We start from the raw sequence: 12,028 nt of genomic DNA on the forward strand, positions 1-12,028 counted from the left end.
GCCAGGTGCCCAATACATTAAAAAGGGTTTATCTGGTGAAAAAGCCTGTTGCTCTCTTAACCATTTGATAGCATCTTCAGTAATATCTTCGGTCAAGTGGTAGTAATCGTGCCCTTGCGTAGTATGGGGATGATCAACTACAGTGGTGTTCCTAACCATATGGGGTTCGTATTGCGAGGCTTCACCAGCTAAAAACCCGTAAAAATATTCAAAACCATATCCGGTAGGCCAATAATCAAACGGTCCTTTTGATGTGGTAAGTTCAGCTGGGGTGTTGTGCCATTTTCCAAAAGCACTGGTGTTATAGCCATAGGCTTTTAAAACCTCAGCAACTGTGGCAGAGGTCTTAGGTATAGTACCACTAAAACCATCCCAATCATTCGCGATTTCAGCAATTTGACCGTTACCTACCACCGTATGGTTTCTTCCGGTAAGGATGGAAGCACGGGTTGGCGAACACATTGCAGTTGAGTGAAAGCGATTGTAGGAGATACCTAAATTTGCCACCCTACTTAAATTTGGGGTATTGATATCCCCTCCGTAGGTAGATGGTGTTGCAGGACCCGCATCATCAATCAGAATAATTAAGATGTTAGGAGCATCGGGACTCAGGCGTTGAGGATCCACCCTTTTTTTATAAGTGGATGTTTTCATGGTCAGTCCGGCTTCACTGGCCGAAGGAGTGGGCGGAAATGGCAACACATCCTGGGCGCTGACAAAAGCGGTTCCAAAAAGCAGGAGTGCTGTGGTTATTGTTGATGATAAAGTAGCATGAAATTTCATAATTTGAATGCTTTAATGATGAATACTGATCCAAAAATAGTTACAAGATTCCGGCTATATAAGTTTAATACCGTTACTTAACGGTTAAATATCAATGATATCGGCGCTTTGTAGAAGGTGGTTATTCACACTTCTTAAAATTCTTTTATGAAAAATTTAGGTATATTTGATAAAGGTTAGGTTTTATCGAAATGTGTTGAGAAACCTTTTCATTATATAATGCTTTATCGCCAATTTTATAATAAAAACTAAATATCAAACCTCCTTTCTGAATGTTTTTAGGGAATGTCCATTGCTGATACGACTAATTTATAAACAGCACTTTAACTAATAATTTACCATGCTAATCAATGATAAATATATAAATGCCACTAAACCAATCAGAACATAGTGACCCACCACATTACTCTGATAAGGAGATACTTGGAGAATTAAAGAAGATACTTTCCAGCGATTTATTTTCCCGTTCTTCCGTATTATCCAGTTTTTTAAAATTTATCGTTGAAGAAACTATAAAAGGCCATACGGAGGGCCTGAAAGAATATGTTATTGCCGTGAATGCCCTAGGAAAACCGGAAGATTTTAATCCGCAAATTGATGCTATTGTTAGAATTCATGCAGGACGACTAAGAAGATTGTTAAAGGAATATTACACTACATCGGGAATCAACACTTCGCTTTTAATTGAGGTTGTTAAAGGCACCTATGTGCCGGTATTCCGACCGCACGTCGTTGACACCCTACAGTTACCAAACACAGAGAAGCACAAACCACTGCCCTTGCCGCGTTCAAAACTTACATTGGCCATTCTTCCTTTTCGAAATTTATGCCCAAATAATGAATATCAATTCTTCGTTGATGGCTTAGGCGAAGAGATGACCCGAGCTTTTAGCAATTACCAAGATATTGCGGTCATTGGGCATCATTCCGCCCGAAAATATGCCGCAAGCTTAGAAGATATAAGAGTCATTGGGGCCGACTTAGGGGCGCATTATGTCATCACGGGTTCGGTAAAACGCTCTACCAAAGAGATCCGGGTAAATGTGGCCTTGGTAAAAACCATAAATGGCACTCAAATTTGGTCACATTCCTACAATGAGGCTTTGGATATTGATAATCTATTGGCAATCCAAGATCAGATCGTTGCCAATGTATGTGCACAACTTGGGGGCTATTACGGGTTTATCATTCATGAAAAATCTAAAACTTATGAGGAGGCCATTACGACTATGGAGTCCTTTGATGCCGCACTTTGGAATTATTATTTCCACATGAATTTTTCCGAAACTGCTTATTTGCAAACACGACGAGCGCTTGAAGCAGCATTGGTCCAAGATCCAAATTTTGCTACCGGTCTGGCCATGTTGGCAGAATTATATCTGGATGCCCACGCTCTTGGTTACCCTACCGTAGAGCATCCCGTGAAAGTTGCTTATCAACTTACCAAAAAGGCCATCAAGGTTGATCCACAATGTCAACATGCCTACCAACAACATGCATGGGCACTTCTTTATATGAAACAAAAAGAAGCCTCCATAAAAGCATTGGAACACTGCATTGTAATAAATCCTTCGGCCGTGACTACCATGGGGACGGTGGGATTCATTTATGCATGTTTGGGCGATTACAAACGTGCTGAAGCCATGCTCAAGCATTCCATAAATTTAAACCCACATTGTCCATGGTGGTTTTATTTAGGCTTTTTCTTCATTCATTACCAAAAGGAGGCCTATGATCAGGCGCTGGCCTCTGCCAATAACATACATACGGTAGATGTCTTTTATGATCCCTTGACTAAGGCGCTTGCTAAAAGTCAACTGGGCATGCATCAGGAAGCTAAAGGTGATATGGCACTCTTTAACACCAAGTTTCCCACCATTGCGGCAAATCTTGAGGAGTCACTCTCTACGGTTCTCTACGACAAATTACTGATTGAAAAACTCTTAATGGGGGTCAGAGAATTAGAACTTCCTGATGACACAGAATGAGTCTAACGACACTTTCTAAAAATTCTTTGGCAGCGCCATGCTCATAAGATGGTTAAAAACTCATATTCTTCACCAATAGTTTAAAAATTTATACCGTATTGAATTGCATAGTTATTGTAAGAAAATAGAATATATTCCTTAAAATTTTATCTATATTTGATCTAAAGAGATTAAAAGATCCATTTTTGATAAAGAGGCAGCTAATAATTAGGACCTTAGTTTCATTCAGATTTGTGCTCATGTGCTAATTTTTAGGAGCAAAATATAAAGAAACTGTCATAATGGTTACAACATACAGACCCCTAAGATCGCCGCAATTTTTGGTGCCCTACAGGAAAAGATCTGTCGAATGTTGCTTAAAAAATAAAGTGGATGTCGCCAAACTCATCAGAGCATAACCGTTTACCTGATTACTCCAAAAAGGAGATCTTGGAAGAATTGAATCACATTCTTTCCAGCGATTTATTTTCCCGATCTACCGTATTATCGAATTTTCTAAAATTCATCGTAGGAGAAACCTTAGAAGGCCATACTGAAAGTCTAAAAGAATATACCATTGCCGTTAATGCCTTGGGAAAATCAGAGGACTTTAATCCCCAAATAGACGCTATTGTAAGAATTCATGCGGGACGGTTAAGGCGTTTGTTAAATGAATATTACCAAGGCTCAGGAATTACAGACACCATAAAAATTGAGATGGTAAAAGGTTCTTACGTCCCTGTATTTCGACCCCATTTGAGTATAAAATCTGATGCTATACTTAGAGATACTGAAGTTATAATTAAAGAAACTTTAGAGCCCGTTTCTTTTTCGCGCTCCAAACTTACCTTGGCCATCCTCCCTTTCCGAAATTTATGTGCCCATGGTGATTATCAGTTTTTTGTAGACGGATTTGGCGAAGAACTCACCCGTATCTTCAGTAATTACCAAGATGTTGATATCATAGCGCATCACTCAACCCGTCAATACGCCAACAATCCTGAAGATATTCGAGTGATCGGTTCCAATTTGGGAGTCCACTACCTGATCACCGGTTCTGTAATCCGGTCTTCCAAAGAAATAAGGGTAAATGTGGCCTTGATAAAAGCCTTAAATGGGATGCAGGTGTGGTCTCAAACCTATAACAACCCATTGGATGATGACAACCTAATTGACATACAGGATCAGATTGTTGAAAATGTATCGTCCGTGCTGGGAGGTTATTATGGCTTTATCATTCACGAAAACGCCAAATACAACGAAGAACCTTCAAATCTGGAATCATTTGATGCGACACTTTGGAATTACTATTTCCACATGAATTACTCGGAGGAAACTTACTTAAAGACCCGTACTGCTTTGGAGAAGGCCATAGCAAGTGACCCTAGTTTTGCCACAGGTTTGGCGATGTTAGCAGAGTTTTATGTTTTGGCCCATACGTTGGGATACGCCACCGTCCAGGATCCGCTCAAAGTGGCGCTTGAGCTTAACAAGAAAGCTCTAAAGGTGGACCCACATTGCCAACGTGTCTACCAAGAATATGCCTGGACCCTTCTTCATTTAAAAAGAAAAGAGGAAGCCCTATTAGCTATGGAACAATGTCTTTCTATAAATCCTTCTTCAGTTTCAACAATGGGTGCCATTGGGTTTGGTATGGCCTGTGCCGGAGAATATGACCGTGCCGACGTATTATTGACTAAATCTTTGGATTTAAACCCACATTGCCCTTGGTGGTTTTACCTAGGCTTTTTCTTGGTTTACTATAAAAAACAAGAGTACCAAAAAGCTCTCGAATACGCCAACAAAATGGAAACCGTGGATGCCTATTTGGACCCGCTTACTAAGGCGGCGGCAAAAGGACAACTGGGCATGATTGATGAGGCACATGAGGATGTCAAACGGTTGCATGAAGAGTTTTCAGAAAACATCAGTAATCTATATGAATCTATGGCATTTTTGCTTGATGAAACTTTAGTGGCAGAAATCATTGAAGGGGTAAAAAAAGCAGGCGTCATAACGGGATAGAACGTTTTCCTTAGGCATTGACCAACACAAAAATCCTTAAAAAAAAATCTCTCTCAAACCTTCCAATTCCTTTTCATATAAGGGGATTGGCCTTTCCATTTAACATTCCTTTTTAACCGTTAAGTAACCGTGTAACACTTATTTGCGGGATCCTATTCCTATACATTTACATTAAATAACAGTGTTAGTCTGATCTCTTATGAACAAGAAAATCAATTCTATCGTCCAAATATTTCCGGATTTTGAGGAGAAAATTGATTTTCTATTTCAAACTGATGAGAATTTCCGAGACCTCTGTTCGGATTATATTTTATGTGCCGCGATGGTGCAAAAAATGATGAAAGACCTTAAGAAGGAAACCTCCAATCGTGAAGAATACGAAGAATTACAGCAAAACCTCGAGGAGGAAATTCTGCAAATTCTAACGAAAGATAGGCACTAATCACTATTAAACTTAAAAACAATTAATCCATTACAAACCTTTAAAACATCCATTATCATGAAAAAATTATGTTTAACCTTTATTCTCGTCCTGATTACCTTCACTTCATCTCTTCTCGCGCAAAGCAACAAAGAAGAAGTAGATATGATGCAAGCCGTATTTGGCATGGAAAAGAAAGACATTGTCTCTGAATTTATCCAACTTGACCAAGGCAAAAGTGACGCTTTTTGGGCTTTGTACGATGACTATGAAACCAAACGAAAAGATTTGGGCAAACGTCGGATCAATTTACTCAACACCTATATTGACAGTTATGATTCCTTAGATGATTTGACCACAGGTAAAATTCTTGATGAGATGATGAGCCTTCAGGTCAGCACTGATAAGCTCCTTAGTGCCTATGCCAAAAAAATCAAAAAAGCAGTGGACGTCAAAACAGCGGCCCAATTTTATCAAATTGAAGGCTATGTTTTAAGTAAAATACGCTCCTCCATTATGGAAAATATTCCGGTGATCGGAGAACTTTACAATTAAATTAAAAGAGCGACGCCTCGAGCTGAAGCTGAAAGGTTGAGATAAGCAGTCTGCAGATTGTCATTCTTTCGCTTCTTCTTTACAGTTGGCACTTCTCATACTGCAGTTCCAATTAAGTTTAAGAGCGCCTATTAAAGTGGCTATTAACCAAATAAATATGATAATCATGAATCTAAAACACGCATTGAGCATCTCAATCGGCCTTATTTCAATTATGGCGATGAATGGTCAAAACACCCAAGAGCAGGAAACTGCCAAATCGATCAAGGAGATCAAAGAAAAATTCAACACAGATGTCCCTGAGAATATTTTGACACCGAGTGTGGTAGAAACACGCATTGGAACCCTAAAATTCTTTGATGGTTTGCCATCAAAAGAAACAGTAACAAAAGTTTATGACAACCTTGACTTTATAAGAGGAGTGGAAACTTTTTTAAATGGAATTCCTGCCACTTCAATTGAAGGCCTCCGCCTTGGATTCCGTAGTGCGGGGTCTGACAACTTCAACAAAGTAGCCATTTTTGATGATTTGCTGGATTCAAACCCCTTTTTTCTAACCGGTAATACGAGTACCGTTTATGCCCTCTCTATTTTAAATCTAAATGAAGATGGGCCAATGGTGGTAGAAGTCCCTGCCGGTACCGGACCAGGAACTGTAGATGATGCATTCTTTCGGTTTGTTATAGATATGGGAGGCCCCGGCCCCGATAGAGGCAAAGGCGGTAAATATTTGATTCTTCCTCCGGATTATAAAGGCGAAACACCGGAAGGGTATTTCGTGGCGACATCACCCAGTTATGTCAACTTACTCGTACTGAGAGGATTTTTGGTGGATGGAAAAACTGATGCATCCAAAAAAATGTTTCGTGAAGGCTTAAAAATTTATCCGCTTAAAGACAAAGATAAGCAGCCCGCCATGGAGTTTATCAATGTTTCTACGAAAGAATTCAATACCATTCACGCCAACAACTATGATTTTTACCATGAGTTGAATGAAGTGATTCAGCGTGAGCCTATTGGCCTTCTGGATCCAGAATTAAGAGGCCTGTTCGCCAGTGTAGGCATTGAAAAAGGACAGCCTTTTAACCCAGACGATAGAATGAAAGGAATATTGACGGATGCCGTAGCAGTAGGTAATGCCACTGCCCGAGCAATCCTTTTTAAATCTAGAGACAAAGAGGCTGCTATTTTCAAAACCGGCCATTGGGAAGCAGGTTTTATGGGAGGAAATTATGAATGGTTAAAAAATGATGGAAACGGAGGCCGTTACTTAGACGCAAGAACACGATATTTTTATGGCGCTACCGTAAACACACCCGCCATGGTATTAAAAATGGTGGGTTTAGGTTCACAGTATGCATACGCCATGCTGGATTCTGAAGGAAATTATCTGGACGGAAATAAAAATTATACTCTAAATATTCCTGCCAATGCGCCTGCAAAAGAATTTTGGTCCATTGTGATGTATGACCCACAAACCCGCTCCATGTTGCAAACTGATCAGGAGTTTCCAAGTATAAGCAGCCAGAGAACGCCACTTGTAAAGAATGAAGATGGCTCAATCACCATATATGTGGGACCAAAAAACAATGCGCCTAAAGGCAAGGAAGCCAATTGGTTACAATCCAAGGCTGGGAAAGGGTTTTTCGTGGCTTTTAGATTGTATGGCCCACTAGAACCTTGGTTTGACCAAACTTGGATTCCTGGTGATTTCGAGCTGCAGAAATAAGAATAAATTCAAAGTATAATTGTCTTTTGATGTCTGTACGAGCCTTTCATTTTCGCTGAGGCTGAACTTCATCAAAAGACGAGAAGGGATAACTTAAGAAAACTAAGGGCATATCCTTAAAAAACTTAAATCAACAAATCATGAAAAAAACAAATCTAATTTTAATATCGACAGTGCTAGCAGCATTTCTGGCCATGTCCTGCAATGAAAAGAAAGATAAAAAGGATACTGAAGCCTCTACGGAGTTGTCTTTGGATTCAATAACTGCCATAGCAAAGGAAGCCTACATTTACGGTTACCCTTTGGTGGATAACTACCGAATTCAGTACGCCTATTACGTGGACGAAAACAATCCCGAGTACATGGCGCCCTGGAATAACTTAAAGAATATTCACAAGGTTTATACCCCGGCCGATGTTGCGGTGCAATCAGCAAATTCTGACACACCATACTCTTGGATGGGTCTGGATCTACGTGCCGAGCCGATCGTGATGTCCTTGCCGGAAATTGAAAAGAAGCGGTACTACGACGTCCAAATATGGGATGCCTATACCTACATCATCGGCTATGCGGGCTCGAGAACCACTGGCAACGACGCTGGCAACATTATGGTGGCTGGACCGGGCTGGAAGGGCGAGACGCCCGAAGGCATTAAGAAGGTTTACACCTCCAATACGGACTTTGGCGTTCTCGCAATACGCACGCAGTTATTTGACCCTGCCGATATGGACAATGTTGTAAAAATCCAAGATCAGTATAAGGTGCAACCGCTATCCGCATTCCTTGGTACAACACCACCGCCCGCTGCACCCGCAGTGGATTTCATAAAGCCACCAACCCAGGAGGAACAGCGGACTTCTTTGGAGTTTTTTAATGTCATGAACTTTGTGCTGGGCTATAGCCCGACGGTGCCGAGTGAAGTAGCTCTCAGGGAACGTTTCGCCAAGATCGGGATAGAGGGTGGCAAGATTTTCGACCCCAACAAGTTGTCGCCTGAAATGAAGTCCGCTATTGAAAAGGGTCGTGACGCAGCTTTGCAGGATTTTGCAGGTGGTGTAAAAGAATTCAGCGAAGGGAAGCTTACCTCTGGTGATCTCTTTGGCAGTCGCGAATATTTAAAGGACAACTACATGAATCGCTGGCTTGGCACAATCGGAATCTATGGCAATGCCAAAGAGGAAGCAATGTATCCTGCTTATCGCGTTGACAGCGATGGTGAAGCACTTAACGGCGCCAATCGATACACCCTGCACTTCGACAAAGGCGCATACCCGCCGGTCAAGGCATTCTGGTCATTGACTATGTATAAGCTGCCGGAGAGTCTGCTGGTGGAGAATCCGATCAACCGATACCTCATTAATTCACCGATGATTCCGAATATGAAAAAAGATGCCGATGGTGGACTCACCATCTACATCCAGAACGAATCTCCCGGCAAGAACAAGGAATCGAACTGGCTACCGGCACCAAAGGGACCTTTTGCTGCCTACATGCGCCTATACTGGCCTGACGAAGCTGCATTGGACGGTTCGTGGACTGAGCCAAAAATGGATAAGGTGAAGTAACTTAACCTCGATTTGAACCAAATTTAAAACAGCAATAATGAAAAAAACTAATCTACTATTTGTTACGACTTTGCTAGCAGTATTTCTGGCAATGTCCTGCAATGAAAAGAAGGATAAAAAGGAAACCTCTGCATCCACGGAGTTGTCTTTAGATTCTATAACAGCCATCACTAAGGAGGCTTATATATACGGCTATCCAATTGTTGATAATTACCGAATTCAATACGACTATTTTCAAGATAGTACCAATTCAGAATTTAAAGCACCCTGGAATAATGTGGCAAATATCGCCCGTGTGTATACGCCTAAGGATGTCGCTGTGCAGTCACCTAATTCAGATACGCCATATTCATTTGTAGGGTTTGATTTACGTGCAGAGCCTATTGTGATAACCACACCCGAAATTGAGAAAGATCGTTATTTTATGATCCAATTTATTGACGCCTATACCCATAATTTTGATTATGTCGGCTCACGTACTACGGGCAATAAGGCAGCGAAGTATATGGTTGCAGGACCTAGCTGGAAGGGAGAAACTCCGGAAGGCATAGACAAAGTTATAAAATCTGAGACGCAGTTTGTAATGGCATTCTACAGAACCCAACTTATTAATCCCGGAGATATTGATAATGTAAAGAAAATTCAAGCGCAGTTTAAAGCAGAGCCTCTATCTTCTTATCTGGGGACAGAGCCAGTGAAGGTTGATAAAATTGATTTTTTAAAACCTATATCTCAAGAAGAGCAAAAATCCTCATTGGAATTCTTCAAGGAGTTGAATTTCGCTTTGCAATTTACACCACCCAATGCTACCGAAACAGAATTGATGTCTCGTTTCGCCAAAATTGGAGTGGGTGCCGGCAAAGATTTTGACGTTCAAAAACTATCTCCAGAAGTAAAAGCCGCTATGGAAAAAGGAATTCAGGAAGCTTGGACAGAATTTGCAGGGCTCAAGAAAAAATTTGATTCCGGTGAGGTAACTTCAGGAGACATATTTGGAACTCGTGAGTTTTTAAAAAATAACTATCTCTATAGAATGGCTGGGGATGTGATTGGGATTTTTGGGAATTCGAAAGAGGAAGCCATGTATCCTTTTTACGGCGTGGATGCGGATGGCAATCCACTGGATGGAACTACAAATAAATACACTTTGCATTTTGACAAAGGAGAATTACCACCTGTTAATGCATTTTGGTCGCTGACGATGTATAAAATGCCACAGAGTTTATTGGTCGATAATCCCATCGATAGATATTTATTGAATTCACCAATGATTCCAAATTTCGTTAAAGATAAGGACGGCGGTATTACACTTTATGTTCAAAGTGAGTCTCCTGGTAAAGCGAAGGAAGCGAATTGGTTACCTGCGCCAAAAGGACCGTTTATTATTGTGATGCGGTTGTATTGGCCAAAAGAAGCAGCATTGGACGGCACTTGGAAAAATCCGCCGTTGGAGTTGGTTAAAACTTAATTTCAGATTCCATAATACATTCATTAAACTTAAAAAAAATGAAAAAATTAAATCTATTAATTTTCGCCTGTTTGCTTTGTAGCGCCTTGGCCATTGGTCAAGAAAAAGAACAGGAGCCTCAAGCCGGAGCAGATTTGCAAAGTAAAATTCAAAACCCCATTGCAAACCTGATCAGTATCCCTTTTCAAAATAACACCGATTTTGGAATTGGACCCGATAATCGGACACGCAATACCTTGAATATTCAACCGGTCATTCCGTTTACGTTAAGTGAAAACCTTAATTTAATTACCAGGACCATTATTCCAATAATGTCGCAGCCTGTTGGTCCAAGTGACAACGAGTTTGGATTGGGCGATATTAGTTTAAGCTTGTTTCTTACACCGGCCAATCCAGGGAAAATCATTTATGGCGGAGGTTTGGCATTAGGCCTACCCACCGCAACAGATGCCTATTTAGGATCTGAAAAATGGACGGCAGGACCCTCAATAGTAGCGTTGTATCAACCTACCGGATGGACAATAGGCACCTTAATCCAAAATTCCTGGTCCTACGCTGGTGCGGACGATCGCGGGGATGTCAATTTCTTTTATAGTCAGGTATTCATCACCAAAAACTTGGAAAAGGGATGGTACGTTAATACCGCCCCAATTATAACCGCCAATTGGGAAGCACCAACAGGGGAACAGTGGACCATTCCGTTAGGCGCCGGATTTGGCAAATTATTTCGATGGGGGAAACTCCCAATTAATGCACAAGCCGGTTATTATGTGAATCTGGAAAAACCGACAGGCGGTCCTAATTCACAATTGCGTGTGCAAGCAACCTTGTTGTTTCCTAAATAGAATCCTAATGACTGACCCTTTACGGGAAAGTTTACTAATACTTATTGACATGAAATGGTACTCGGTGATATTAAAGAGAATTTTGAAAGGGATCCTTTTGTTCTTGGTACCAGTCATGCTTCTGCTTATTCTAATTAAAAAAGCTGTGGTTTTAGTACGTGGGCTTATTGAACCCCTTAAAGCAGTCTTGCCCGAAGAACGTTTTTTAGGCATAGGGATGCTTACTTTATTGACGTTGTTCATCATTTTAACCATTTGTTATTTGGCAGGATGGCGCGCAGAATTGAAAGGAACGAAATCCTTCCTTCCATTTTTTGAAGAACATATTTTAGTGCTCATTCCAGGATATACACTGCTTAAATCAAGCGCCGATGAAGCTATTGGTGATGCACCAGAGAACTGGAAGGCAGTTTTAGTAGACGATGACGACAATTTTAAATTTGGGATTGAAGTAGAACGACATGCCGATGGCTACAGTACTGTGTTCTTTCCGGAGCCGCCTGATGCCAAATCAGGGGAAATGAAGATCTTCAAATCATCAAAACTCAAGCCTGTGGATATTCACGCCAGTAAAATGATTGGTATTGCCAGAAAGTATGGTCAGGGGGCAGCGTCGCTATTGGAGAAGTTGGTGAATGAAAAAGGAAAAGGTAAGAATTAAATGTGGGGT

The 12,028-nt window shown here is 40.9% G+C and carries 10 protein-coding genes; 9 read left to right on the top strand and 1 reads right to left on the bottom strand.

Annotated elements, in window-relative coordinates:
• Positions 1-783, bottom strand: a 783-nt coding sequence (locus VLZ86_RS12075) for a sulfatase-like hydrolase/transferase (protein ID WP_325451664.1), incomplete at its 3' end; no start/stop codon positions are given.
• A gap of 365 nt (positions 784-1,148) precedes the next feature.
• Between VLZ86_RS12075 and VLZ86_RS12080 the strand changes: the two genes are divergently transcribed.
• The 9 genes from VLZ86_RS12080 (at position 1,149) to VLZ86_RS12120 (ending at position 12,019) form a co-directional block, all read left to right on the top strand.
• Positions 1,149-2,771, top strand: coding sequence for a hypothetical protein (locus VLZ86_RS12080; protein ID WP_325451666.1), 1,623 nt, complete (start codon positions 1,149-1,151; stop codon positions 2,769-2,771).
• A 372-nt stretch (positions 2,772-3,143) separates the two neighbouring features.
• The gene (locus tag VLZ86_RS12085) at positions 3,144-4,775 is read left to right on the top strand and encodes a hypothetical protein (RefSeq protein WP_325451668.1); all 1,632 of its coding nucleotides are present in this window, start codon (positions 3,144-3,146) and stop codon (positions 4,773-4,775) included.
• A gap of 199 nt (positions 4,776-4,974) precedes the next feature.
• On the top strand, positions 4,975-5,217 hold the full coding sequence (locus VLZ86_RS12090) for a hypothetical protein (protein WP_325451670.1): 243 nt from the start codon (positions 4,975-4,977) through the stop codon (positions 5,215-5,217).
• Between the two features lie 57 nt (positions 5,218-5,274).
• On the top strand, positions 5,275-5,751 hold the full coding sequence (locus VLZ86_RS12095; RefSeq protein WP_325451671.1) for a hypothetical protein: 477 nt from the start codon (positions 5,275-5,277) through the stop codon (positions 5,749-5,751).
• 166 nt (positions 5,752-5,917) lie between these two features.
• Positions 5,918-7,480 (top strand): DUF1254 domain-containing protein, encoded by a 1,563-nt coding sequence (locus VLZ86_RS12100; protein WP_325451673.1) that lies wholly within the window; start codon positions 5,918-5,920, stop codon positions 7,478-7,480.
• A 140-nt stretch (positions 7,481-7,620) separates the two neighbouring features.
• The gene (locus VLZ86_RS12105) at positions 7,621-9,045 is read left to right on the top strand and encodes a DUF1254 domain-containing protein (RefSeq protein WP_325451675.1); all 1,425 of its coding nucleotides are present in this window, start codon (positions 7,621-7,623) and stop codon (positions 9,043-9,045) included.
• A 37-nt stretch (positions 9,046-9,082) separates the two neighbouring features.
• On the top strand, positions 9,083-10,513 hold the full coding sequence (locus tag VLZ86_RS12110; protein WP_325451677.1) for a DUF1254 domain-containing protein: 1,431 nt from the start codon (positions 9,083-9,085) through the stop codon (positions 10,511-10,513).
• Positions 10,514-10,551: 38 nt separating this feature from the next.
• Positions 10,552-11,358, top strand: a complete 807-nt coding sequence (locus tag VLZ86_RS12115) for a neuromedin U (protein WP_325451679.1) — start codon at positions 10,552-10,554, stop codon at positions 11,356-11,358.
• 7 nt (positions 11,359-11,365) lie between these two features.
• On the top strand, positions 11,366-12,019 hold the full coding sequence (locus VLZ86_RS12120; protein ID WP_325451681.1) for a hypothetical protein: 654 nt from the start codon (positions 11,366-11,368) through the stop codon (positions 12,017-12,019).
• Positions 12,020-12,028: the final 9 nt, after the last annotated feature.

The organism is Gelidibacter sp. (assembly GCF_035515035.1).
Lineage (GTDB): Bacteria > Bacteroidota > Bacteroidia > Flavobacteriales > Flavobacteriaceae > Gelidibacter.

What these genes read in the sequence shown, in the direction of transcription:
- VLZ86_RS12115 (WP_325451679.1), top strand. Translation starts at nt 10,552, where the DNA reads ATGAAAAAATTAAATCTATTAATTTTCGCCTGTTTGCTTTGTAGCGCC.
- VLZ86_RS12090 (WP_325451670.1), top strand. Translation starts at nt 4,975, where the DNA reads ATGAACAAGAAAATCAATTCTATCGTCCAAATATTTCCGGATTTTGAG.
- VLZ86_RS12080 (WP_325451666.1), top strand. Translation starts at nt 1,149, where the DNA reads ATGCCACTAAACCAATCAGAACATAGTGACCCACCACATTACTCTGAT.
- VLZ86_RS12095 (WP_325451671.1), top strand. Translation starts at nt 5,275, where the DNA reads ATGAAAAAATTATGTTTAACCTTTATTCTCGTCCTGATTACCTTCACT.
- VLZ86_RS12120 (WP_325451681.1), top strand. Translation starts at nt 11,366, where the DNA reads ATGACTGACCCTTTACGGGAAAGTTTACTAATACTTATTGACATGAAA.
- VLZ86_RS12105 (WP_325451675.1), top strand. Translation starts at nt 7,621, where the DNA reads ATGAAAAAAACAAATCTAATTTTAATATCGACAGTGCTAGCAGCATTT.
- VLZ86_RS12110 (WP_325451677.1), top strand. Translation starts at nt 9,083, where the DNA reads ATGAAAAAAACTAATCTACTATTTGTTACGACTTTGCTAGCAGTATTT.
- VLZ86_RS12085 (WP_325451668.1), top strand. Translation starts at nt 3,144, where the DNA reads ATGTCGCCAAACTCATCAGAGCATAACCGTTTACCTGATTACTCCAAA.
- VLZ86_RS12100 (WP_325451673.1), top strand. Translation starts at nt 5,918, where the DNA reads ATGAATCTAAAACACGCATTGAGCATCTCAATCGGCCTTATTTCAATT.